The organism is Pseudomonas sp. W2I6 (assembly GCF_030815935.1).
GTDB lineage: Bacteria > Pseudomonadota > Gammaproteobacteria > Pseudomonadales > Pseudomonadaceae > Aquipseudomonas.
The window spans coordinates 1,445,279-1,466,786 of the sequence record NZ_JAUSXJ010000001.1; the positions used below are offsets into that span (position 1 = coordinate 1,445,279).

The 21,508-nt window shown below is 60.5% G+C and carries 27 protein-coding genes; 13 read left to right on the plus strand and 14 right to left on the minus strand.

All coding sequences use genetic code 11. The annotated features are described in order from the left end of the window. Positions 1-7: 7 nt before the first annotated feature. Positions 8-1,624 (minus strand): APC family permease, encoded by a 1,617-nt coding sequence (locus tag QF039_RS06905; RefSeq protein ID WP_134326083.1) that lies wholly within the window; start codon positions 1,622-1,624, stop codon positions 8-10. A gap of 211 nt (positions 1,625-1,835) precedes the next feature. Here QF039_RS06905 and QF039_RS06910 point away from each other — a divergent pair, with 211 nt between their 5' ends. Both QF039_RS06910 and QF039_RS06915 read left to right on the plus strand, forming a co-directional pair. Then, complete coding sequence (locus QF039_RS06910; RefSeq protein WP_177009388.1) at positions 1,836-2,612, plus strand: AraC family transcriptional regulator; 777 nt, start codon at positions 1,836-1,838, stop codon at positions 2,610-2,612. Further along, the gene (locus QF039_RS06915) at positions 2,612-2,848 is read left to right on the plus strand and encodes a hypothetical protein (RefSeq protein ID WP_307517204.1); all 237 of its coding nucleotides are present in this window, start codon (positions 2,612-2,614) and stop codon (positions 2,846-2,848) included. Before QF039_RS06910 ends, QF039_RS06915 begins: the two co-directional genes overlap by 1 nt. A 27-nt stretch (positions 2,849-2,875) precedes the next feature. Here QF039_RS06915 and QF039_RS06920 read toward each other — a convergent pair whose 3' ends face one another. Then, positions 2,876-3,790: an SGNH/GDSL hydrolase family protein gene (locus QF039_RS06920; protein WP_307517205.1), complete on the minus strand. Its 915-nt coding sequence runs from the start codon at positions 3,788-3,790 to the stop codon at positions 2,876-2,878. 165 nt (positions 3,791-3,955) lie between these two features. Here QF039_RS06920 and QF039_RS06925 point away from each other — a divergent pair, with 165 nt between their 5' ends. Beyond that, a complete protein-coding gene (locus tag QF039_RS06925; RefSeq protein WP_177069223.1) occupies positions 3,956-4,381 on the plus strand; it encodes a GNAT family N-acetyltransferase in 426 nt (141 codons plus the stop codon). 18 nt (positions 4,382-4,399) lie between these two features. Here QF039_RS06925 and QF039_RS06930 read toward each other — a convergent pair whose 3' ends face one another. Continuing rightward, positions 4,400-4,525, minus strand: coding sequence for an SPOR domain-containing protein (locus QF039_RS06930; RefSeq protein ID WP_256580064.1), 126 nt, complete (start codon positions 4,523-4,525; stop codon positions 4,400-4,402). A 313-nt stretch (positions 4,526-4,838) separates the two neighbouring features. Between QF039_RS06930 and QF039_RS06935 the strand changes: the two genes are divergently transcribed. The 3 genes from QF039_RS06935 to pcp are packed head-to-tail and all read left to right on the plus strand — an operon-like array spanning position 4,839 to position 7,154. Then, the gene (locus QF039_RS06935) at positions 4,839-5,552 is read left to right on the plus strand and encodes a DUF969 domain-containing protein (RefSeq protein WP_003219990.1); all 714 of its coding nucleotides are present in this window, start codon (positions 4,839-4,841) and stop codon (positions 5,550-5,552) included. Beyond that, positions 5,549-6,499: a DUF979 domain-containing protein gene (locus tag QF039_RS06940; protein WP_102605117.1), complete on the plus strand. Its 951-nt coding sequence runs from the start codon at positions 5,549-5,551 to the stop codon at positions 6,497-6,499. Before QF039_RS06935 ends, QF039_RS06940 begins: the two co-directional genes overlap by 4 nt. Positions 6,500-6,506: 7 nt before the next feature. Further along, the gene (pcp, locus tag QF039_RS06945; RefSeq protein WP_307517206.1) at positions 6,507-7,154 is read left to right on the plus strand and encodes a pyroglutamyl-peptidase I; all 648 of its coding nucleotides are present in this window, start codon (positions 6,507-6,509) and stop codon (positions 7,152-7,154) included. On the opposite strand, the gene QF039_RS06950 is transcribed toward pcp, so the two are convergent. The 5 genes from QF039_RS06950 to QF039_RS06970 all read right to left on the minus strand — a co-directional run bounded on the left by QF039_RS06950 (position 7,147) and on the right by QF039_RS06970 (position 10,792). After that, a complete protein-coding gene (locus QF039_RS06950) occupies positions 7,147-8,559 on the minus strand; it encodes a heavy metal sensor histidine kinase (protein WP_003219987.1) in 1,413 nt (470 codons plus the stop codon). The two genes, pcp and QF039_RS06950, sit on opposite strands and share 8 nt — an antisense overlap. Further along, positions 8,556-9,227 carry a heavy metal response regulator transcription factor gene (locus QF039_RS06955; protein WP_003219986.1) on the minus strand — a complete coding sequence of 224 codons (672 nt, stop codon included), beginning with the start codon at positions 9,225-9,227 and terminating at the stop codon, positions 8,556-8,558. The genes QF039_RS06950 and QF039_RS06955 overlap by 4 nt, the downstream gene beginning before the upstream one ends. 51 nt (positions 9,228-9,278) lie before the next feature. Further along, positions 9,279-9,536, minus strand: a complete 258-nt coding sequence (locus QF039_RS06960) for a DUF2790 domain-containing protein (protein WP_003219985.1) — start codon at positions 9,534-9,536, stop codon at positions 9,279-9,281. 111 nt (positions 9,537-9,647) lie between these two features. After that, positions 9,648-10,418, minus strand: a complete 771-nt coding sequence (locus QF039_RS06965) for an alpha/beta fold hydrolase (protein WP_008438701.1) — start codon at positions 10,416-10,418, stop codon at positions 9,648-9,650. Between the two features lie 161 nt (positions 10,419-10,579). Beyond that, positions 10,580-10,792 (minus strand): hypothetical protein, encoded by a 213-nt coding sequence (locus QF039_RS06970; RefSeq protein WP_003219983.1) that lies wholly within the window; start codon positions 10,790-10,792, stop codon positions 10,580-10,582. Between the two features lie 243 nt (positions 10,793-11,035). Between QF039_RS06970 and QF039_RS06975 the strand changes: the two genes are divergently transcribed. Then, positions 11,036-11,710, plus strand: a complete 675-nt coding sequence (locus QF039_RS06975; protein WP_003219982.1) for an HAD-IA family hydrolase — start codon at positions 11,036-11,038, stop codon at positions 11,708-11,710. 16 nt (positions 11,711-11,726) lie between these two features. Here QF039_RS06975 and QF039_RS06980 read toward each other — a convergent pair whose 3' ends face one another. Further along, positions 11,727-12,041 carry a hypothetical protein gene (locus QF039_RS06980; RefSeq protein ID WP_003219980.1) on the minus strand — a complete coding sequence of 105 codons (315 nt, stop codon included), beginning with the start codon at positions 12,039-12,041 and terminating at the stop codon, positions 11,727-11,729. 159 nt (positions 12,042-12,200) lie between these two features. After that, the gene (locus QF039_RS06985) at positions 12,201-12,461 is read right to left on the minus strand and encodes a hypothetical protein (RefSeq protein ID WP_003219977.1); all 261 of its coding nucleotides are present in this window, start codon (positions 12,459-12,461) and stop codon (positions 12,201-12,203) included. 170 nt (positions 12,462-12,631) lie between these two features. Here QF039_RS06985 and QF039_RS06990 point away from each other — a divergent pair, with 170 nt between their 5' ends. Further along, positions 12,632-13,090, plus strand: a complete 459-nt coding sequence (locus QF039_RS06990) for a DUF2214 family protein (protein WP_008438699.1) — start codon at positions 12,632-12,634, stop codon at positions 13,088-13,090. 120 nt (positions 13,091-13,210) lie between these two features. On the opposite strand, the gene csrA is transcribed toward QF039_RS06990, so the two are convergent. After that, positions 13,211-13,405 carry a carbon storage regulator CsrA gene (gene csrA / locus QF039_RS06995; protein ID WP_003192511.1) on the minus strand — a complete coding sequence of 65 codons (195 nt, stop codon included), beginning with the start codon at positions 13,403-13,405 and terminating at the stop codon, positions 13,211-13,213. Positions 13,406-13,668: 263 nt separating this feature from the next. Here csrA and QF039_RS07000 point away from each other — a divergent pair, with 263 nt between their 5' ends. Next, positions 13,669-14,046, plus strand: coding sequence for a hypothetical protein (locus QF039_RS07000; protein ID WP_003219972.1), 378 nt, complete (start codon positions 13,669-13,671; stop codon positions 14,044-14,046). Between the two features lie 43 nt (positions 14,047-14,089). On the opposite strand, the gene QF039_RS07005 is transcribed toward QF039_RS07000, so the two are convergent. The 3 genes from QF039_RS07005 to QF039_RS07015 form a co-directional block, all read right to left on the minus strand. Then, a complete protein-coding gene (locus tag QF039_RS07005; RefSeq protein ID WP_307517207.1) occupies positions 14,090-14,779 on the minus strand; it encodes an endonuclease I family protein in 690 nt (229 codons plus the stop codon). 4 nt (positions 14,780-14,783) lie between these two features. Then, positions 14,784-15,035: a DUF1654 domain-containing protein gene (locus tag QF039_RS07010; RefSeq protein WP_008438695.1), complete on the minus strand. Its 252-nt coding sequence runs from the start codon at positions 15,033-15,035 to the stop codon at positions 14,784-14,786. Between the two features lie 230 nt (positions 15,036-15,265). Continuing rightward, complete coding sequence (locus QF039_RS07015; RefSeq protein WP_003219965.1) at positions 15,266-16,354, minus strand: asparaginase; 1,089 nt, start codon at positions 16,352-16,354, stop codon at positions 15,266-15,268. Positions 16,355-16,920: 566 nt separating this feature from the next. Between QF039_RS07015 and QF039_RS07020 the strand changes: the two genes are divergently transcribed. From QF039_RS07020 to QF039_RS07035, 4 genes are read left to right on the plus strand one after another with little or no spacing between them, the layout of a single operon-like run. Then, the gene (locus QF039_RS07020) at positions 16,921-17,880 is read left to right on the plus strand and encodes a sugar ABC transporter substrate-binding protein (protein WP_177009393.1); all 960 of its coding nucleotides are present in this window, start codon (positions 16,921-16,923) and stop codon (positions 17,878-17,880) included. A gap of 58 nt (positions 17,881-17,938) precedes the next feature. Then, a complete protein-coding gene (locus QF039_RS07025; protein ID WP_307517208.1) occupies positions 17,939-19,492 on the plus strand; it encodes a sugar ABC transporter ATP-binding protein in 1,554 nt (517 codons plus the stop codon). Continuing rightward, a complete protein-coding gene (locus tag QF039_RS07030; RefSeq protein ID WP_003219960.1) occupies positions 19,489-20,466 on the plus strand; it encodes an ABC transporter permease in 978 nt (325 codons plus the stop codon). Before QF039_RS07025 ends, QF039_RS07030 begins: the two co-directional genes overlap by 4 nt. A 3-nt stretch (positions 20,467-20,469) precedes the next feature. Continuing rightward, positions 20,470-21,492 (plus strand): LacI family DNA-binding transcriptional regulator, encoded by a 1,023-nt coding sequence (locus QF039_RS07035; protein ID WP_003219958.1) that lies wholly within the window; start codon positions 20,470-20,472, stop codon positions 21,490-21,492. Positions 21,493-21,508 lie beyond the last annotated feature (16 nt).

The window sequence follows — 21,508 nt, forward strand, 5'->3', positions numbered from 1 at the left end:
CTGAGGCTCAGGAAGCAAGCTGCACTCGGCCGATGTCGGGCTCAGGGGCTTCGCTTTCGTCGTCTTCGGTTTCCAGGCGAACCAGGTGCGCCGGCACGCCGGTGGCCGCGCCCCAGTAATAAATCCCCAGCGCGCAAGCGGCGACGACCACGGTGTCGAACGGGTGGCTGAGGATGCCCAGGCCACCGAAGCTGCCGAGTTTCGACAGGATGATGGTCACGGCGTAGAAGCCGATCAGCCAGGCGGAGGAGCGAACCTGGCGGCCCAGGCTCAGGTGCAGGGTCGGCACAAAGCGCCCGCACAGCAGGTACACCACGAACATCAGGATTTGCAGGCCGAGCAGCCACGACACGGTGCTCCAGCCGGACCAGTAGACGATCAGCGCGGCGATGATGAACGACAGAGGGCCGAGCAGGCCCATCCACTTGACCCGGAACGGGCGCGGCAGGTCAGGTGCATTGCGGCGCAGGGCGGCCACGGATACCGGCGCCACGGCGTAGCTCAACACCAGCGCGGCGGACACCACGTTGATCAGCGCTTCCCACGACGGGAAGGGCAGGGTCCAGAACACCGACAGGCCAAAGGTCAGCCACAGCGCCGGGCGCGGGATGCCGGACTTTTCATCGATGCGGGTGAAGATCTTGAAGAAGGTTCCGGTTTGCGCCCAGCCGTAGATCACCCGTGGCGTGGCGTTCATGTAGATATTGCCGCAGCCGCTGGGGGAGATCACGGCGTCGGCGACCACCAGGTACGCCAGCCAGCCCACGCCCAGGGCGAGCGCGATGTCGCGGTACGGCAGGGCCAGTTCCTTGGCGACGCCGGCCCAGCCGTTGGCGAGCATTTCGGTGGGGATGCCGCCGAGGAAAGCGGTCTGCAACAGCACGTAGATTGCAGTGGAGAGCAGCACCGACAGGATCAGTGCAATCGGAATGGTGCGTTGCGGGTTCTTCACTTCGCTGGCCACCGAGATGATTGGCGTCAGACCCAGGTAGGCGAAAATCACCCCGCCGGCAGACACGGCCATTTCAATCCCCGACAGGCCGAACGGCGCGAAGCCCTGGGCGTGGAAATTCTCCGGCTTGAAAAAGGTGAACAGCACGCCGATCACCAGCAGCGGCACGATGAACTTGAACACGCTGACCAGGTTATTGGCCATGGCGAAGGTCTTCACGCTGCGGTAGTTGAGGGCGAAAAACAGCGAGAGCAGCGCAAACTGCACGAACCAGCCGAGGACGGTGGGATTGCTGGAACCCGCTTGCGTCAACTCGGGAAACCACGCCGCGGCGTATTGGCGCGAGGCGACCACTTCAATTGCCACCAGGCTTGAAAACGCGATCAGCGTGATAAAGCCCATCAGGTAGCCCAGCAGCGGGCCGTGGGAATAAACCGGGTAGCGCACCACGCCGCCGGCGCGGGGCAATGCCGCCCCCAGTTCGCAGTACACAATGCCCAGCAGCAACACGGCGAAGCCGCCCAGCAACCAGGAAAAAATCCCCGCCGGCCCGGCGATGGCGGAGACGTGACTGGCCGCGAACAGCCAGCCCGAACCGAAGATCGCTCCCAGTCCGATAAAGGTGAGGTCGATCAATGAAAGCTGTTTCTTGAACTTGCCTTGGGCTGACATGGCGGCGCCTTCTTGTGGGTTATTGGATAGGCATGCAGTGGCCATACAGTGAACCCATCAACGGCGCCGCGATTGATGTTTTGCGCAGGCTGCGATGACGAAATCAGCACAATTGCGAGTGCTCGACAGGGCCACCGCCATGCGGCAATCTGCTCGCCAGGCACCGCCCGCCGGGCGCCTGGCCTGTCCGCAAAATGCAGGAGAGAGCGTCATGATGCAGAGCGCGTTCGCCACCCTATGCCAAGGGAGCGGGTCGAATCGTCCACAGACCATCGAAGAATTACTGGCCGGCGTGGGGTTGCTGTTGCCGATGCTGGACGTGATTCCCAATGCCGCGATCTTTATCAAGGACGTGCAGGCGCGCTACGTATTGGCCAACCGCACCCTGGTGCAGCGGTGCGGCTTGAAGGACTTGCAACCGCTGTTGGGAAAAACCAGCGCCGAGGTATTTCCCGCGCAGTTGGGGCCCGGCTATACCGAGCAGGATCGGCGGGTGCTGGAGCAGGGATTTGTCCTCGAAGACCAGTTGGAATTGCATTTGTACGGCACCCGCGAGCCGGGTTGGTGCCTGACCCACAAATGGCCGCTGTACAGCCGCGACGCTGCAATCATCGGTCTGGCGGGCATCTCGGTCGACCTGCAAACCGCCAGCGAAACCCACCCGGCCTATCAACGGCTGGCGGCGGTGGACGAGCACATCCGGGCGCATTTCAATCGGCGGGTCACGTTGGGTGAACTGACGCGGATCGCCGGGATTTCCGTGGCGCAGCTGGAGCGCTACTGCAAGCGCGTGTTCCACCTGACACCGCGCCAGATGATCCAGAAGGTACGCCTGGAACATGCGCACCGGCTGCTGCATACCGAGCTGCCGATCACTGAGGTGGCGTTGCAGTGCGGGTATACCGACCACAGTGCGTTTACCCGGCAGTTCAAGGCGTTGACCGGGTTTACGCCGCGCCAGTATCGGCAGGCGACGAGTGTGCGGTGATGTCTAATTGGATCTACGTGAATGTCATGAGCAGCGGTGGCGCCAACAAGGAGGGCGCCAACGCTCTTCGCAGTTGCGCAAACCTGGTCAGTTTTATCCCTGCCGTTGGTGCGACTTATCAAGTCGTCCAGTCCGTGCCGGTGAGTGGCTGCGTGGTGGATGTCACCGACAAAAGCACCGGGGGCTCTCCCGATTCGTTCAGAAGAGAAGCGGTTATCGGTGGGTGTTCGCCTTGACTCAGTAGGACGGCGTCACCTGGGTAATCACTGGCCGGCCTTCAACGTTTCAAGCATCGCCTGTGCTGCCAGCGCATGCACCTTGCGCGTCGGATGCCATTCATCCCAGTAGTAATGCGCATCCGGGTTTTCACACACCGGCTTCACGTCCGGATAGGTGTGTTGGCAGGGCATATCCAGGTCTTTCAACCCCGCCACCTGGGGAGCTGCGCGCAGCTTGTCGCTGAACGCCACGTGGTCGAAGTAGCTGATGCTGACCTGATGCGCCTTAGCCAATGTGCTCAGCACAACCGGCAGTTTTTGTTCCAGTACCTGCTGGTAGTTTTTCGCGTTCTCGACTTGATTGCCCTGCACCACGGCTGGCACATGACTCAAATCCGTGGTGCCCACTACCATCACGTGTTTTGCGCCCGCTGTAATCAGTGTCTCGGTGGCTTTCTGAACATTTGCCACGCTGTTCTGGCTGAGTACGGCAACCGACTCGGGGTGCGAGAAGTCGGCCCATTCAAAAAAGTCGTTGGCCGAGATGAAAATGAAATACAGCGCCTTCGGGTCGGCTTTATGTGCCTTGGCGGACTTCAGGTAGTCAGCGATCTGGCCTGAAACGCCGGTGTCGCGGGCGGGCTCCATCCAGGCGTAGTAGTTGCCATTGCCACTCTTGGCGCCGCCCACTGCGTAGTCGGTCAAGGGTGTTTTCAAGGCGTGGGCCAGGTTCTCGACGGCAGTCGGGCCATTGCTCCAGCGGCCCTTCCAGTACAACGAGCCGGGCAGTTCCTGGGCATCCTTGACCTTCAGAGTGGCCAGGGTCTTGGTGAAGCGTTCACCCGCACCGTTATCGGAGTAGCTATCGCCGAACGCATAGAGGTGATCGTAGCGGGGAGCGCCAAAGGCGGTGGAGGCGGTCAGTACCAATAGAGCGGCCAAGCAAGCGCGTAGAGTCATTGGAAATCTCCCGGGTGGTGCTCCAAGAGTACTGGCGGTGAAGTGCATGCCCGCGGGCGGTTGCGACCTGTGTGTAGCTGAGGGCGCAAAGACTGTCCTGTATGCGACAGGTGGCTATCGCTGGTAGTGTCCGCAGAATTGGGCATTCACATCAGGAAGATTGAGATGGCATCAGCGATAGAGTTGTCTTTTGAAGTTACGGAGCAAGAGCGCCAGGCCATCCTTCAGCCGCTGAGGGCATACAACATCAGCCAATGCGGCGAGAACCCGTTCGAAACGTTTGGGCTGTTACTGCGTGATCCCGCCAGCCAGGAAGTGGTAGGCGGCCTCTACGGGAAAATCTCCTATGGCTGGATGTTCATTGAGCTGTTGAGCGTGCCTGAGTCAATGCGCACTCAAGGCATGGGCTCGCGGCTGATGCACGCGGCTGAGGAGCTGGCACGGGAGAAAGGGTGTGCGGGGATCTGGCTGGACACCTTCAGCTTCCAGGCGCCCGGGTTCTACCGGAAGCTGGGTTTCAGCGAGTTCGGGCATATTGCCGAGTACCCGCCAGGACACACGCGCCACTTTTTCCAGAAGCACCTGGGCTGAGGGCTAGCGGGTCACCGTTCACCACGTGACCAAGCCGTCCAGCCCTTTATCGGACTTCAAGTACCTGAGCACGTTCTGCGCCTGGGCCTTCTCTTCAAACGGGCCGACAAAGGCGTGAGGCGGCTCATCGAGCACGGTGGGCACATCGAGCGCCCGCAGTTGCGCAACCCGTTCGCCAAACGCTTTGTCGTTATCGGCGTAAGGCGCACCACCCAGCCGCTGCGATACAAATGCCCTCTAACGCTTCAAACACCCACAAACTTTATTGGATTGCAGCAACAATTTTTCTTGTTGGACACCTCCCTCCCCAAGCAGCAAAGATGCGGCCACTGACGCTCGACCTTCCAGGTCAACAATAAAAAATCGAGCCGGGCTGCACGCCGTTTTCTTGCAGTGAACCCTTTGTTCACTACCTGCTTTACTGGCGCCGCAGCGCGCACTTAAGGACCTCACCACCATGCAAACTGTTGTGAACCTATGGCCGCTGATTGGCGTACTCGTCATCGTGGTCGGCTTTGTGTTGCGCTTCAATCCGCTGCTGGTCGTCACGGCGGCAGCGATTGCCACCGGGTTTGCCGCCCACTTCCCGCTGGAAAAGATCCTCGCCACCATGGGCGACGGCTTCCTCCAGACTCGCGCCTTGCAATTGATCCTGTTGTTGCCCCTGGCTGTCATCGGCTTGCTGGAGCGCCATGGCTTGCGCCTGCATGCGCAAAACTGGATCGCGCGCTTTGAGCGGGCCACGGTTGGGCGCTTGCTGATCATCTATCTCTTTGTGCGTGAATCCACAGCGGCCATGGGCCTGACGAGCCTGGGCGGGCACCCGCAGATGGTGCGCCCGTTGCTGGCGCCGATGGCGGAAGGCGCGGCGGAAAAACGCTATGGCAAACTCCCCGACAAGCTTCGCCACAAGGTCCTGGCCATGTGTGCCGCGACCGACAACGTGGGGCTGTTTTTTGGCGAGGATATCTTCGTCGCCTTTGGTGCGATTGCGTTGATGCACACCTTCCTGCTGGGTTCGGGGATTGATGTCGAGCCTCTGCACATTGCGGTCTGGGGCATCCCGACGGCGATCTGCGCCTTCATCATTCACGCCATCCGCTTGCACCGCTTTGACCGAATGCTGACCCGAGAGCTGTTGCCGGCCAACACAGCGGAGGCGGCGCAATGATCATTTCCATTCAATACCTGTACTGGCTGGCCGGCGTTCTGCTGGTGATCACCGCCGGGATGATCCTGATGGATCGCACCCACCCCAGGCGCTGGTCGAGTTCGTTGTTCTGGCTGCTATTTGCCATTCCCTTCCTGGTGGGGGAGCGCCTGCCCTCGGTGGTGGTCGGCGTGGGCGTGGTGGTGATGGCACTCATCGCGGGCCTGGGCGGCGTAGGTCGCGGCGCGCATGCCCAGTTGCATGACAAGGCCGCACGGGCCAGCGCTGGTCGCCTGGGGCATAAACTGTTTATCCCGGCATTGGCCATTCCGTTGACCACGGTGATCGGCTCGGTATTGCTCAAACACACCGAGATCGGCGGCGTGCCGCTGCTGGACCCGAAGAACACCACCTTTGTTTCCCTGGGTATCGGCTGCCTGATTGCACTGGCGCTGGCCTGCTGGCTGACGCGGGACACCCCGGTGCAAGCCCTTCGCGAATCCCGGCGCCTCACCGAAGCGCTGGGCTGGGCGATGGTGCTGCCGCAGATGCTGGCGATGCTCGGGCTGTTGTTCAACGAAGCGGGCGTGGGCACAGCGGTGGCGCACATCACCACCACCTATATCAACCTGGATTACAAGCTGGTAGCGGTGATGGTGTATGTGTTGGGCATGGCACTGTTTACCGTGATCATGGGCAATGGCTTTGCCGCCTTCCCGGTGATGACCGGCGGCGTTGGCGTACCGGTGCTGGTAGGCATCTACGGCGGCAACCCGGCGGTGATGGCTGCCATCGGCATGTTCTCCGGTTACTGCGGTACGCTGATGACACCCATGGCGGCCAACTTCAATATTGTCCCGGCGGCGTTGCTGGAGCTGCCGGATAAAAACGCGGTCATCAAGGCACAGATGCCGACCGCATTGATGATGCTGGTGGTCAATATTGTCCTGCTCTACCTGCTGATGTGAGGCTGTAATGCGCACTGTATTGCTGACGGGTTTCGAACCGTTTGACCAAGACCTTATCAACCCGTCCTGGGAGGCGGTACGCCTGTTGGAGGGTGTGCAGCTGGGCGCTGATGTGCGGATTGTCGCGCGGCAGTTACCCTGTGCCTTTGCCAAGGCGGGCGAGCGCCTGGCTCAGCTGTTGGCCGAACACCGCCCGCAGATGGTCATTGCTGTCGGGCTGGGCCCCGGGCGCAGTGATATTTCCATCGAGCGGGTCGCGATCAACCTCAACGACGCGCGGATTCCGGACAACCTGGGTGAGCAACCTGTCGACACGGAAGTGCTACCCGGCGGCCCTGCGGCCTACTTCGGCACCTTGCCGAGCAAGGCCATGGTGAGGGCCGTGCGCGAGGCCGGCATTGGGGCCAGCGTGTCGCAAACCGCCGGCACTTTCGTGTGCAACCAGGTGTTCTATCTGTTGCAGCACGCGCTCGCCGGGTCAGGGGTACGCAGCGGTTTCATCCATGTGCCGTGGCTGCCCGAACAGGTGGTGGGCCGAATACCCGAGCCGGCCTCGATGGCGTTGCCGATGCAGGTCGAGGGCTTGCGGATTGCGTTGCTGACGGCCTGGAATACCTTGGTGGATATCAGTGAAACGGGTGGGCAAGTCAGCTGAGGTTTTCGGCTTCGCGTCCCGGGAAAAACAACGCGAAGCATGTCACACCGTTCTCGCTGCTCACGCTGTATCGGCCGTTATGCAACTGCATGATGGTCGCGACAATCGACAGCCCCAATCCATTGGAATGCGCCGAACGCTCCCGTGATTCATCCACGCGATAAAACCGCTCGAACAACCTGGGCAAGTGCTCCGCCGGGATGGTCGCGCCGTGGTTGGTCACTGTCAGGTTGATGCCTTCGGCGCAGGGTGTGGCCTGGATCAGCAGTTCAGAGGCGGGCGCACCATATTTGATGGCGTTGGCGCACAGGTTGGCCAGGGCACGGCGCAGCAGCATCGGCTCGGCCCAGATCACACCGGCGCCCTGGGCGAGGATGCTGATATCGACATCGCCCGCCAGGCCTTCGAAGTAGTCGGCCATGCGTTCCACTTCATCGGCCGCGTCCAGTTCCTGGCGCTGGCGCAGCGCACTGGCCGGGTCGGTGCGGGCCAGGAACAGCATGTTGTCGAGCATGCGCGCCAGGCGTTCGAGTTCTTCGACGTTGGAGGCCAGCAGTTGCTGGTAGGCTTCGATGCTACGGTGTTGCTGCAGCGCCACCTGGGTTTCCCCGAGCAAGTTATTGATCGGCGTGCGCAGTTCGTGGGCCATGTCGGTGGAGACCTGGCCCAGTTGCACAAAACCCTTGGCCAGGCGTTCGAGCATGGTGTTGAACGAATCAATCATCGGCAGCAGTTCTTTGGGGGCGCCGTGGCTGTCGAGGCGCGCGGCGAGGTTGCCGACGCCGATGCCCTGGGCATGCACGGCCAGGCGCCGCAATGGCAGCAGGCCGCGATGCACCATCAGGTAACCGACCACCGCCAGTACCAATGCCGCGATGCTGGCGAGGATATAGACACTCAGCCGGTAGCTGGCGAGCACTGCGGTGCGCTCGGTCATCAACCGCCCGGTAGTGACTTGCAGGCTGCCCAGGTCGCCTGAATCGATGGTGGCGGCGAGGGTGGAGAAGGGGACGCCATTGACGCCGGGTAAATGCTGCACGTCGGCGAATTCCAGGGCGTGGTCCCGGGGCACCGGTGCAACGTCGGGCATGTCGATGTTGCCGGGGTTCACTTCCAGCAGCGGTTTCTGCCCGGGTGCGGCGATGCTCAGCACCGATTCGCGGTTGCCCAGCATGTTCTGGAACAGTTCGGGCTTGGTCTTGATCAGGTCCAGGGTGTTGCTGTCGTTCAGCAGGTTGCGCAGTTGGTCGACGCGGTAGATCAGCGCAGCGTCGTCGCGGTGGATCAGTTCGCGCTCAAGGTCGCGGTACAGCGCCACGCCGAGGGTTGCCAGCAGGGCGAACGCCAGCAGGGCGAAGATCAGCGCCAGGCGCAGCGTCAGGGAGTAATGCCGGGGCTTGCTCATGGTTGCGTATCGAAGCGATAGCCGATGCCGCGCACGCTATGGATCAGCTTGAGCTGGAACGGGTCGTCGATTTTCAGGCGCAGGCGGCGCACGGCCACGTCGACCACATTGGTGTCGCTGTCGAAATTCATGTCCCACACCCTTGAGGCGATCAGCGAGCGCGAGAGTACCTGGTCCTGATGGGTGGCGAACAAGTGCAACAAGGCGAACTCCTTGTTGGTCAGGGTGATGCGCACGCCGCCACGGCTGACGCGGCGCTTGAGCACGTCGATCTGCAGGTCGGCGATCTGCAAGTGTTCTTCTTCACGGCTTGGCCCGCGCCGGGTCAGGGTGCGCAGGCGCGCCACCAGTTCGGCGAAGGAAAACGGCTTGATCAGGTAATCGTCGGCGCCCAGTTCCAGGCCCTTGATGCGGTCGGCAATATCGTCCCGGGCGGTCAGGAACAGCACCGGCGTGTCGGCTTCCTTGCGCAGGCGACGCAGCACTTCCCAGCCGTCCATCTTCGGCATCATCACGTCCAGCACGATCACGTCGAACGGGGTTTCCAGGGCCTGGTGCAAACCGTCCACGCCATCGCGGGCAAGGCTCACGGAGTAACCCAGTTCCTGCAGGCCGTTAAGCAGGTAGTTGCCCGCCTTGGGCTCGTCTTCGACTACGAGGATATTCATGGGATTCGCCCTGGTGATGTGCGGTTCTTGCGTGGCGCAAGTGTAGCCCGATCAATTGTCATTGGGGCAGCCGATGCCCTGTACTTGATAGTCCAGCACGTGTTCGCGGCCCTGGCTGTCGAGGTAGTCGAGGCGCGCAGGGACAATGCCGCACTGGCCGTAGGTATCGGTGCTCGACAGTACTTTGGCCACGTCCATGTGCATGAAGAAGCCGGGGGTGTCATGGATCACCGAGGTGGTGGCGGTGGTATCGGCAAAGGCCGAGCCGGTGGCGAGGAGGGCAGCAAAGCCGAGGATAAACAGTTTCATGGCGGTATTTCTCTTTAAGGGTTGGCTGCCGGTATCCGGCAGTGAGTTCACAGTAACCAGGCGACACAAACAGCCAGCCAACAGGATGATGACAAGATCGTAATGAAGGGCTTAAGGCTGGCGGCCGGACGCTTCGAGGATCAGGTCGGTGATTTCCTTGGCGTGGGAAACCAGGGACAAGTGGCTCGATGGCACCTCGATGGTGGTGGCGTTCATGCGCTTGGCGAGAAAGCGTTCCAGGTCCGGGTTGATGGTCTGGTCATTGCTGGACACCGCATACCAGGACGGCTTGGTGTGCCACGCGGCGTTGACGGTGCGACCGCTGAACAGGGTCTTGGCGATCGGTTGTTGCACGGCGTACAGCTCCATGGCCTTGGCGTGGGGTACGTCGGCGGCAAAGTACTTGAGGAAGGCGTCCTGATTCAGGGTCAGGTAACCGTCGTGCTCCACCACACCGGCCCGCACGGGTGTGCTTGGGTACTTGGCGGACAGGGCGACGAAGTCTTCGTTGGCGTCCGGAGCGCGGGCGGCGACGTATACCAGGGAGCTGACCTTGGGGTTGGCCCCGGCGTCGCTGACCACGGTGCCGGCGTAGGAATGGCCGACCAGCACGGTAGGACCGTCCTGTTGATCGAGTACGCGATTGGTGGCAGCGACGTCATCCGCCACCGAGGTCAGCGGGTTTTGCACGGCGGTTACATGCAAGCCGGCGGCCTGCAGGCGGGTAATCACTTCGGACCAACTGGAACCGTCGGCCCAGGAGCCGTGTACCAGCACTACGTTATTGGCTTTCACCGGTGCAATCGGGCCGGCCACGGCGGCGCCGGTCCCCAGCATCAACAGGCTGGCGGCGATCAGGCAGAGTTTGCTTGCAGGTTTCATGGGCGGGCTCGCTTCATTTTCAGTGGGAAGTTGGGTCACCCGCTGTGGGTGACTGACGACTTCACTGTATGAAGTGAGGGTGCGGGCAACACTGACAGCTTGATGACAAGTTTGTAATGCAATGGGCAGCCGGAAGGCTGCCCTGGTTGGACGGTGACCCATCAGACAGTACGGGCTGCTTGCAGGCGTTCAGCGCCGCCTTCCGCCAGGCCGCGTTCGTGCAGGCGATCTGCGCCGCCCTCGGCGAGCAGGTGGGATGGCTGGTCTTTGACCGCGCCAGCGTGGGTGTCGGCCGACGCCATGGATGACAGCCCGAGGCCCGCGATGACAGTCAGGCCGAGTACCAGGGACGAAGCTTTCGAGAGATTGAACATGATGAGGCTCCTACGCGTGAGTCAGCCGGATTGGCTGGTGGTCGTAGTTAATCGCCGGGGTGTATCTGCCATGTGTGCCCAGGCATGGCGAAATGCGGGTTCGCGTATCCAGGCGGGGTTCCCATACAGTCCGATACAAACCACGGGAAGGTTTACAGCGTTTGGGCCGATCCGTAGATTGCACCAGGCAAGTGGTTCGTCAGCGCCCAAGACCGGGTGACGAAAGCAAGAGGAAGCCGAGCAGTGTCCACCCGCGATTCAGCTGTATTCGCCCACCGTTACCGCGCCTTTCTGTTCGATATGGATGGCACACTTCTGAACTCCATTGCCGCCGCCGAGCGCGTATGGGCCACCTGGGCTGAACGCCATGGGCTGGATGTCGAGGCTTTTCTGAAGACCATCCATGGTGCCCGGGCCATCGATACCATCACCCGCCAGGCGTTGCCCGGTGTGGACGCGCAGGCTGAGGCGCAGTGGATTACCGAGGCTGAACTTGAGGATGTGGAAGGGGTGGTGGCGATTGCGGGCGCGGTGGAATTCCTCAACGCATTGCCCGGCGATCAATGGGCGCTGGTTACGTCTGCCCCCAAGGCACTGGCTCTGCGCCGTATGCAGGCGGCCGGGATCAACCCGCCGGCGGTGCTGGTCACCGCGGAGGATGTCGCCAGCGGCAAGCCGGATCCGGCCTGTTATGTGCTCGGTGCGCAACGGCTGGGAGTACCGGTACAGGACTGCCTGGTGTTTGAGGATGCCAGCGTCGGGATTCGCGCCGGCGAGGCGGCGGGGGCCGATGTGATGGTGGTGACGTCGACCCACCTTGTGCCCATGGTCACCGCGCATCCGTCGATTGACGGGTATGAGCGTCTACAGGTTCAGCGGGACGAAGCCGGGCTGTTGCATCTACAGCGCCTGGCGTAAAAAAAGGCCGACCCGGTTACCCGGATCGGCCTTCTTCGTAAAGGGGCGGTTCAACGTTGGAGCTGTTTCCAGTCAGCGTCTGCAGGCGGTTGCCCTTGAGCCCCTGGCGGGACAAGACCATTTCCTTGAGGATTTCACTGGCAAGCCTGGCAATCGCCTCCGGCCCTCGATGGTGGGCGCGGACGATGCCGGTCACCGCAAAGTGATCAGCTTCCGGGCCGCTGAGAATCGCGGAAAGCGTGCCATCGGCATGCAGGGTGCAGACGATTTTGTAGCTCGGCAGGCGCGCTGCCAGTGCTGATTCGATTTCGCTTTTACTCAGTGTGTCCATCAGCGCTACAACCTTTCACCGACCGTGCATGCCCAAGCATAGGTTGTGTCGCGCAGCTGTAAATACCGGCGATCTGATAGCAACTGCGGCGACGGTTTCAACCCGCTTGCGGGATACACCGCGCTGGGGCAACGAACTTCAAGATGAAACCCAAAGCCGTCAGGATGAGGCTTTGCGGCGATCACTGTGAGGCGCGCGCCGGCACAGTCTGCGATGGACGGCGACCTGAATGGGCTTGAGGCAGAAGAAAAACAAGTACGCGCTCAGGAACAGCGTCAGGTCCAGCCATGAGTAGGCTTTGTCGGAGGAACCTTCGATTTCGAACTTGAGGCCATACTCCAGCGCCACAAACGCCACGCTGATCAGCGTGACAATCAACCAAGACTTGGATAAGTAAGGCTGTTTAACGGTACGCCTCATCAACGTGCTCCTTGGCGCGCTGCAGACTGTAGGGGATTTGTCACGAGATTCGGCCCTGGAAAACTCCACAAGTTCCCTTTGTTTGCAGGCTGTTTCATGCGCTGAACGCAGCCAGCGACTATTACTGAGAAGTGTTCCTGCCATGTGTCATACAAAAGGGAGTACGCCTTATGTTGGTTCAGTGGTTTCTTGCAGCAGTCCATTTACTGGCATTCGCCATGGCTTTGTCGGCCGTGCTTGCGCGTGGCAAGGCATTGCGCGGTGTATCTGATAGTGACCCATCCACCCTGCGCCGCGTATTGATCGCGGACAACATCTGGGGAATCAGTGCCCTGGTGTTATTGGTAACCGGTGGCCTGCGGGCCTTCGGCGGCTACGAAAAGGGCAGTGATTATTACCTGCACCAGCCGTTGTTTCACGTGAAGATGACGCTGCTTGTATTAATTTTGTTACTGGAGCTCGCGCCGATGATTCGCTTTATCAAATGGCGCATCGCGTTGGCGCGTGGCACGCGCCTCGATTTGCACCAGGCAGGTCTTTTTGCGCGCATCAGCCATGTGCAGGCGTTACTGCTGGTGCTGATGATGATTGCAGCGAGTGGCATGGCACGCGGTGTCGGCCTGGGATGACGCTGGCCTGGCGCTGGAACAAGGGAATAGGGCGCGCTGGCCGCGGGAAGCCGCGAGCAGGCTGAAAGAGGTTTTCGCCAGCCGTTACAGTGAACGAAAGGGCTGGCTACTGGAGGCGCTTCAAGGTGTCTGGTTTTTATCCGGAGCCGTCAGGCCCGCCTGGATACGTTGGTAGATCTCCTCGCGATGCACGGCAACGTCCTTTGGAGCATTGATGCCGATTCTTACTTGCTGGCCGCTAACGCCCAGGATGGTGATCGTGATGTCATCACCGATGTTTATGCTTTCACCGACTTTGCGGGTGAGTATCAGCATGGACTTCTCCTTGATTGCTTTGAAGGACACATGTTTCAGACAGGGCAGATGTCGGATGTGTGTAGCTTACTGCGAAGCGCTTCCCTGTGGCTGCCTCTTTTAGGACGCATAGAGGCGGCATTAATTCCCATGCCGCCATCATACAGGTCTGCGATACATCATTCGCATTGTTTAAGCCAACGTTTATGACGGCCAGAATAGACAGTGAATGATAAAGTCGCCTCTTTGATCCTCTAAGGAGCAGGGTAGTGCGTAAAGTAGCGATGGCAATTGCGGTGTTGGCATTGGCCGGTTGCGGTGAAGGTAAAAGTGTCGACGCCCCCAAGGCCAGGCCTGCCGTTGCCGAGGCGCCCGCCCAGGCGCAACCTGCGGTCGGCGCGATCGCCTCTCAAGAATGGGATGTATGGGTGGGGCCGCCGGATCACAAGCTGCAGGCGATGACTGACCTGACCGCGTGGTTGCTGGAACACGGTTTCAGTTTCTATCTGGCGAAGGAAGACGGTAAGGACCAGGTGCTGCTGGGCCCATTCAGCACCAGGGCCGAGGCCGAGGCGAAACAAGCGCAGTTGACCGAGAAACTGGCCACTGCGAAGAAGAATGACACGGTGTCCGAGGTCATCGAACACAAGGTTGCGCAGTAAAGAGTCGACAAGCGGGAGGCCATGGCGCTCCCGCTTTTTTCGTTCAGCCGCAGGCTTTCAAGTTCACCGGGCCGACAAATTCATTGCCGCGCCCCATCACGCACGCCACGGTTTGATTGCGCTGGCGTTCCCAGGGCTGTACCGGGTAGGTCTTGTTCCAGGCTTCATACAGCTGGCGATCCTGTTTCGACAGGCGCAGGCCATACTGCTTGCTCATATAGAAATAGGTTCGGGCGATCATGCCGCGAATGGAAGGGCGGGGCATGACCTTCTTGGCCTTGAAGTCCACCTGGGTCAGGCATGATCCATACTGGCCGCTTTGTACCGGCAGCCAGCCAAAACTGAAATTGTTTCGGTCGCCATTCACCTCGCCGATGCTCGGCACCAGGTTGTGCAGGTCGGCTTCGGCCCGCTTGTAGGCCGCGTCCTTGCGGGTGCAGTTCTTGCGCCCGCCATCCTGCCAGCACTGGCGCTGATGGCCGATCTGCCAGGCCGGCACAATGTGTTCCCATTCAATACGTGCCGCCCGGTTGGCGTTTTTGCGCGGGATATAGCCGCAGGCTTTCAGGTCTACCCGGTTGCCGTTGTATTTGCAGCCGCAATAGAACTCCGTGGATTGCGGTTCATACAGTTTCCAGGCGATTTTCTTGGCTTCGCTGAATGTCTTGGGGGCTTGGGCTTGAGCGGTAACAGCAAAAAACACACACAACAGACTGATAAAACGGACACTCATTGACTCAATCTTCCTTCGGCACAACCCAGAAAATCTGCACGCCGCCGTCATCGCGATAGGCGAGGGTGACGTTGTCGTTTTCTGCGATCTCCTCCAGTAGTCGTGCCCACTCGTCTTCCGGTTCCTCCGGCAAACGGAAGATCAACGCCGCCTTGTTCTTCTGGGCGTTGGTGGAATTGATGATTTTTTGCACGCGAACGGCCAGGCGTTGATAGGCGTCAGGCGCTGCGGGTGCTGCGGAAGAAGGCTTTGCCACGGAGTATTCCTTATTAGGCTGTACGTGCATACAGTATTTAACTGTGGGCAATTTCGCAACTGCTTAAAATTCAAGAAGTTCTTCTGACAGTGGTTTTGCCGATTTGGTGTAGGAACGCTTTGTTTTTCAAAGGTTTTTTTGCGCGGGGGATAACGCGGGGGAAATCAGACCCGCTCGCGGTACGCCACGAGCGGGATGGCCCAACCGTTGCCGGCCGGGCCCGGGAGCGATCAATATTCCCAGAACATCCGTTGCAGTTCCTTGCTGTCCTGGGTCTTGGTCAGGGCGACCATGGCCAGGATGCGGGCTTTCTGCGGGTTCAGGTCATGGGCAACTACCCAGTCGTATTTGTCGTCTGGTTGTTCGGCGTTACGCAGAACGAAACCACCGGCATTCACGTGGGAAGAGCGAATGATCTGTACGCCTTGCTTGCGCAGTTCCTGCAGGGCAGGCACCACCTTGGACGACACCGAACCATTGCCGGTACCGGCATGGATGATGGCTTTCGCGCCGGCCTGGGCCAGGGCCTTGTAGGCGGTGTCGCTTACGTTGCCATAGGAATAGGCGATTTCGACGTCCGGCAGGCTTTTGATGGTCTTGATGTCGAATTCCGAGTTCATGGTGTGACGCTTGGCTGGCAGGCGGAACCAGTAGGATTTGCCTTCAACCACCATGCCCAGCGGGCCCCATGGGCTCTTGAACGCTTCAGTCTTGATGTTGATCATCTTGCTGACGTCGCGACCCGACTGGATCTCGTCGTTCATGGTCACCAGTACGCCTTTGCCGCGGGCGTCCTTGCTGCCGGCGACGGCAACGGCGTTGTACAGGTTGAGCATGCCATCAGCCGACATGGCGGTGCCTGGGCGCATCGAGCCGACCACGACGATTGGCTTGTCGGTCTTTTCCACCAGGTTGAGGAAGTAGGCAGTCTCCTCCAGGGTGTCGGTACCGTGGGTGATCACGATGCCGTCGACGTCCTTGCTGTCGGCCAGTTCGGCGACACGACGACCCAGTTGCAGGAGGTTTTCGTTGGTGATGCTTTCGGAGGCAATTTGCAATACTTGTTCGCCGCGGACATTGGCGATCTGGCTAAGCTCAGGAACACCGGCGATCAATTGTTCGATGCCGACCTTGGCGGCCTGGTAGGTCGCACTGTTGGCCGCGCTGGCGCCGGCGCCGGCGATGGTGCCGCCGGTGGCAAGGATCACCACGTTGGACAGTTTTTGCTGGGTTTCAGCTTCTTTTGCCTGAGCGGCAACGGGGAACAACAGCAGGAGGGCTAACGCACCCGGTACGAAAGTTTTCAACGCAGATTTCATTATTCTTCTCTCTAGTTTTGATGAGTGCTGATGCAGGTTCATCTAGAAACACCCGGGCGGTTCTGAACGCCACGAGGTGCTGAGTAAGAGCAGGATTTGTACCAGCGGGATTTTGTTTGGCAATAGAATTTAACCTATTGATTTATATCTATATTTGTTTGATTTTTAAGTAAATGGCTTGGTCTTCTGTCCGGCTTTCCGAACAAAGCGGTGCGCGGGTGTTCGGTTGTCCGAAAAGGATGACGGAAAAGTTTGGTTTTAAACGCAGGAGGCACGCCGCGACCTGTCGTTTCAGAGAACGATCCAGCAACGCGGATGTTTAAAGGGGGTACCGGATGGCTTCGAGGGCAGGGCGCAAAGAGGATTCACCAAAAGGCTGTTTTCTCCCGTTGACAAATTTCGACAAGCTTCTCATAGTTTGACCTAACGCAAACGTTTGCGAGATGTTTCACGGGGTGCTCCTCGAGTGTCGTGAAAGCTCGTATCAGCCGCCCGGGTGGGTTGGCTGCCGAAGCGTTCTTCGGTGCAAGCGTTGCTCACAATAATCATAAGATCGGAGTGAACCCATGAAGCTGCCATTTGCTGGACGTCTTCTTGCTGTCGCTGTGCTTGCTGCCGCATCCGCTGCCCTGCCTCTTTCCTCTGCATTTGCTGCCGAGACCGCCGCCAAACCCAAGGTCGGCCTGGTCATGAAATCCCTCGCCAACGAATTCTTCGTCACCATGCAGGACGGTGCCAAGGAATACCAGAAAGCCCACGCCGCCGACTTCGACATGATCACCAACGGGATCAAGAACGAAACCGATACCAGTGCTCAGATCGATATCGTCAATCAGATGATCCTGTCCAAGGTTGACGCGATCGTCATTGCTCCCGCCGACTCGAAAGCCCTGGTCACCGTGCTGAAAAAGGCCTCTGACAAAGGCATCAAGGTCGTCAACATCGACAACCGTCTGGATGTGGATGTACTGAAAAGCAAAAACCTTGATATCCCGTTCGTAGGTCCAGACAACCGCAAGGGCGCGCGCCTGGTCGGTGAAGAACTGGCCAAGCACCTCACCAAGGGTGACCAGGTTGGCATCATCGAAGGTGTGTCCACCACCACCAACGCCCAGCAGCGTACCGCTGGCTTCAAGGACGCGATGGATGCCGCCGGCATGAAGATCGTCTCCACCCAATCCGGTGAGTGGGAAATCGACAAGGGCAACGCGATTGCCGCTGCCATGCTCCAGGCAAACCCGAACATCAAGGCGCTGCTGGCCGGTAACGACAACATGGCACTGGGCGCAGTATCCGCCGTACGTGGCGCCGGCAAGGCTGGCAAGGTGCTTGTCGTAGGCTACGACAACATCGAGGCCATCAAGCCGATGCTGCAGGACGGCCGTGTCCTGGCCACCGCCGACCAGGCTGCTGCCCAGCAAGCCGTTTTCGGTATCCAGAACGCTCTGAAGCTGGTCAAGGGTGAAAAAGTCGATGCCGTGGATGGCATGATCGAAACCCCGGTCGAACTCATCCTCAAGAAGTAATTCCCCGGCAGCACAAAACAGCGTCCGCTCACCCGAGCGGACGCCTGGAGACGTTCCTATGTCATCTTCCGCACCGAACGCTGTCCTCTCGGTCAGCGGTATCGGCAAGACCTATGCCCAACCGGTTCTGTCCGACATCACCCTGACGCTCAATCGTGGGGAAGTGTTGGCGCTTACCGGTGAGAATGGCGCGGGGAAAAGCACCCTGTCGAAAATCATCGGCGGGCTGGTCACCCCGACCGACGGCCAGATGCAGTTCAATGGCCAGGCCTACACGCCAGGCAGCCGGACCCAGGCTGAAGAGCAGGGCATCCGCATGGTCATGCAGGAGCTTAACCTGCTGCCAACCCTGACGGTCGCTGAAAACCTGTTCCTCGATAACCTGCCCAGCCACGGTGGCTGGATCAGCCGCAAGCAACTGCGCAAGGCCGCCATTGAAGCCATGGCCCAGGTCGGCCTGGACGCTATCGACCCGGACACCCTGGTCGGCAGCCTCGGCATCGGCCACCAACAGATGGTCGAGATCGCCCGCAACCTGATTGGCGACTGCCACGTACTGATCCTCGATGAACCTACGGCGATGCTGACCGCCCGTGAAGTCGAGCTGCTGTTCGAACAAATCACCCGCCTGCAGGCCCGGGGCGTGGCGATTATCTATATTTCCCACCGGCTCGAAGAACTGGCCCGGGTTGCCCAGCGCATTGCGGTGCTGCGCGACGGCAAGCTGGTGTGTGTCGAGCCGATGGCCAACTACAACAGTGAGCAACTGGTCACGCTGATGGTGGGCCGCGAACTGGGCGAGAAAATCGACCTGGGCCCGCGCACCATCGGCGCGCCGCTGTTGACGGTAAAAGGCCTGACCCGCTCGGACAAGGTCCGCGACGTGTCGTTTGAAGTGCGTGCCGGCGAAATCTACGGCATCTCCGGCCTGATCGGTGCGGGCCGTACGGAGTTGCTGCGCCTGATCTTCGGCGCCGACCTGGCCGACAGCGGCACCGTGGCCCTGGGCACACCTGCGCAAGTCGTCAGCATTCGCTCGCCCGTCGACGCGGTTGGCCATGGCATCGCCCTGATCACCGAAGACCGCAAGGGCGAAGGCTTGCTGCTGACCCAATCCATCGGCGCCAACATTGCCTTGGGCAACATGCCGAAGGTGTCCAGCGGTGGCCTGGTGAACAGTCGTGACGAAACGGCCTTGGCCAAGCGCCAGGTCGACGCCATGCGTATCCGCAGTTCCAGTCCGGCGCAGCTGGTGTCCGAGCTGTCGGGTGGCAACCAGCAGAAGGTGGTGATTGGCCGCTGGCTGGAGCGCGATTGCGCGGTGATGCTGTTCGATGAACCGACCCGAGGCATCGACGTCGGCGCCAAATTCGATATCTATGCGTTGCTCGGCGACCTGACCCGCCAGGGCAAGGCGCTGGTGGTGGTGTCCAGCGACCTGCGTGAGTTGATGCTGATCTGCGACCGCATCGGCGTACTTTCCGCCGGGCGCCTGATCGAGACCTTCGAGCGCGACAGCTGGACCCAGGACGAATTGCTTGCCGCTGCTTTTGCCGGCTATCAGAAACGTGATGCGCTGCTCAACGACGCAGCGCCTAGGAATACCCCATGAAAACCACTTCCTCCCCCGCAAAACGTGGCGGCAACTTCTATGGCCTGGGCACCTACCTGGGCCTGGCCGGCGCCTTGCTGGCGATGATTGCGCTGTTCTCGTTCCTGAGCGACCACTTCCTCTCGTACGACACCTTCAGCACCCTGGCCAACCAGATTCCCGACCTGATGGTGTTGGCAGTCGGCATGACCTTCGTGCTGATCATCGGCGGCATCGACCTGTCGGTAGGCTCCGTGCTGGCCCTGGCCGCATCGGCCGTCAGTGTGGCGATTCTCGGCTGGGGCTGGAGTGTGTTGCCGGCAGCCGTGCTGGGCATGGGCTGCGCCGCGTTGGCCGGGACCATTACCGGTTCGATCACAGTGGCCTGGCGGATCCCGTCATTCATCGTGTCCCTCGGCGTGCTGGAAATGGCGCGCGGCGTGGCGTACCAGATGACCGGCTCGCGTACCGCATACATCGGTGATTCGTTTGCCTGGCTGTCCAACCCGGTGGCCTTCGGCATTTCACCTTCGTTCATCATCGCGTTGCTGGTGATCATCGCCGCGCAGCTGGTGCTGACCCGTACCGTGTTCGGTCGCTACCTGATCGGCATTGGCACCAACGAAGAGGCCGTGCGCCTGGCGGGTATCAATCCCAAGCCCTACAAGATCCTGGTGTTCAGCCTGATGGGCCTGCTGGCGGGTGTGGCGGCGCTGTTCCAGATTTCGCGCCTGGAAGCGGCCGATCCCAACGCCGGTTCCGGCCTGGAGCTGCAAGTGATCGCTGCGGTAGTGATCGGTGGCACCAGCCTGATGGGCGGGCGTGGCTCGGTCATCAGTACCTTCTTCGGCGTGCTGATCATCTCGGTACTGGCGGCAGGGCTGGCGCAGATTGGCGCCACCGAGCCGACCAAACGTATCATCACCGGTGCCGTGATCGTGATCGCGGTGGTGCTCGATACTTACCGCAGCCAGCGCGCCAGTCGGCGAGCCTGAGCCATGGCAACGATCAAGGATGTGGCCGCGCTGGCGGGGATTTCCTACACCACGGTGTCTCATGTGGTGAACAAGACGCGCCCGGTCAGCGAGCCGGTACGGATCAAGGTCGAGGCGGCCATCAAGCAGCTCGACTATGTACCCAGTGCGGTCGCGCGCTCGCTGAAGGCCAAGACCACAGCCACCATCGGCCTGTTGGTGCCCAACAGCCTCAACCCGTATTTTGCGGAACTGGCCCGGGGCATCGAGGATTACTGCGAGCGTAACGGCTATTGCGTGATCCTCTGCAACTCCGACGATAATGCCGAAAAGCAGCGCAGCTACCTGAGGGTGCTGCTGGAAAAACGCATCGACGGCTTGATCGTGACCTCGGTGGGCGGCGACGACAGCGGCCTGGCGACAGGCCTCAAGGCGGTGCGCACGCCGATGGTCATCGTCGACCGTGCACTGGACGGGATCGATGTCGACCTGGTGCGCATCGACCATGAACAGGGCGCTTACCTGGCGACCCGGCACTTGCTCGATCTGGGGCATCGCGACATTGCCTGCATTGGTGGCCCGAGTCATACCCGCGTGGCGCAAATGCGGATGGCGGGCTACTACCGCGCCTTGGCCGAGGCGGGGCTCGAAGTGCCGGCCGGCCGTGTGCTGGAAAGTGATTTCACCAGTACCGGTGGTTACGCGGCCGCGGCGCAATTGCTGGCGGATAATCCCCCCAGCGCGATTTTTGCCGGCAACGACATGATTGGCTTCGGCGTCTTGCGCGCCGCTGCCGAACGTAATATCCGGGTGCCCGGTGAGCTGTCGGTGATCGGGTTTGATGATATCCAGATGAGCCAGTACGTGTACCCGGCGCTGACCACCGTGGGCCAGTCGATCCTGCAGTTGGGAGAGATGGCGGCCGAGCTTTTACTGCGACGAATTGCGACACCCCAATTGCCGATCGATCAGCGCATCGTGACGCCGAGTATTGTCCTGCGCGAGTCGACGGCGCCGTTGGCCGGTGTGTTTGCCCAATACCGCTGAACCGAATTGATGAGTA

Coding starts and splice junctions, on each gene's coding strand:
- QF039_RS06905 (WP_134326083.1), bottom strand. CDS start 1,624: ATGTCAGCCCAAGGCAAGTTCAAGAAACAGCTTTCATTGATCGACCTC.
- QF039_RS06910 (WP_177009388.1), top strand. CDS start 1,836: ATGATGCAGAGCGCGTTCGCCACCCTATGCCAAGGGAGCGGGTCGAAT.
- QF039_RS06915 (WP_307517204.1), top strand. CDS start 2,612: ATGTCTAATTGGATCTACGTGAATGTCATGAGCAGCGGTGGCGCCAAC.
- QF039_RS06920 (WP_307517205.1), bottom strand. CDS start 3,790: ATGACTCTACGCGCTTGCTTGGCCGCTCTATTGGTACTGACCGCCTCC.
- QF039_RS06925 (WP_177069223.1), top strand. CDS start 3,956: ATGGCATCAGCGATAGAGTTGTCTTTTGAAGTTACGGAGCAAGAGCGC.
- QF039_RS06935 (WP_003219990.1), top strand. CDS start 4,839: ATGCAAACTGTTGTGAACCTATGGCCGCTGATTGGCGTACTCGTCATC.
- QF039_RS06940 (WP_102605117.1), top strand. CDS start 5,549: ATGATCATTTCCATTCAATACCTGTACTGGCTGGCCGGCGTTCTGCTG.
- pcp (WP_307517206.1), top strand. CDS start 6,507: ATGCGCACTGTATTGCTGACGGGTTTCGAACCGTTTGACCAAGACCTT.
- QF039_RS06950 (WP_003219987.1), bottom strand. CDS start 8,559: ATGAGCAAGCCCCGGCATTACTCCCTGACGCTGCGCCTGGCGCTGATC.
- QF039_RS06955 (WP_003219986.1), bottom strand. CDS start 9,227: ATGAATATCCTCGTAGTCGAAGACGAGCCCAAGGCGGGCAACTACCTG.
- QF039_RS06960 (WP_003219985.1), bottom strand. CDS start 9,536: ATGAAACTGTTTATCCTCGGCTTTGCTGCCCTCCTCGCCACCGGCTCG.
- QF039_RS06965 (WP_008438701.1), bottom strand. CDS start 10,418: ATGAAACCTGCAAGCAAACTCTGCCTGATCGCCGCCAGCCTGTTGATG.
- QF039_RS06970 (WP_003219983.1), bottom strand. CDS start 10,792: ATGTTCAATCTCTCGAAAGCTTCGTCCCTGGTACTCGGCCTGACTGTC.
- QF039_RS06980 (WP_003219980.1), bottom strand. CDS start 12,041: ATGGACACACTGAGTAAAAGCGAAATCGAATCAGCACTGGCAGCGCGC.
- QF039_RS06985 (WP_003219977.1), bottom strand. CDS start 12,461: ATGAGGCGTACCGTTAAACAGCCTTACTTATCCAAGTCTTGGTTGATT.
- QF039_RS06990 (WP_008438699.1), top strand. CDS start 12,632: ATGTTGGTTCAGTGGTTTCTTGCAGCAGTCCATTTACTGGCATTCGCC.
- csrA (WP_003192511.1), bottom strand. CDS start 13,405: ATGCTGATACTCACCCGCAAAGTCGGTGAAAGCATAAACATCGGTGAT.
- QF039_RS07000 (WP_003219972.1), top strand. CDS start 13,669: ATGGCAATTGCGGTGTTGGCATTGGCCGGTTGCGGTGAAGGTAAAAGT.
- QF039_RS07005 (WP_307517207.1), bottom strand. CDS start 14,779: ATGAGTGTCCGTTTTATCAGTCTGTTGTGTGTGTTTTTTGCTGTTACC.
- QF039_RS07015 (WP_003219965.1), bottom strand. CDS start 16,354: ATGAAATCTGCGTTGAAAACTTTCGTACCGGGTGCGTTAGCCCTCCTG.
- QF039_RS07020 (WP_177009393.1), top strand. CDS start 16,921: ATGAAGCTGCCATTTGCTGGACGTCTTCTTGCTGTCGCTGTGCTTGCT.
- QF039_RS07025 (WP_307517208.1), top strand. CDS start 17,939: ATGTCATCTTCCGCACCGAACGCTGTCCTCTCGGTCAGCGGTATCGGC.
- QF039_RS07030 (WP_003219960.1), top strand. CDS start 19,489: ATGAAAACCACTTCCTCCCCCGCAAAACGTGGCGGCAACTTCTATGGC.
- QF039_RS07035 (WP_003219958.1), top strand. CDS start 20,470: ATGGCAACGATCAAGGATGTGGCCGCGCTGGCGGGGATTTCCTACACC.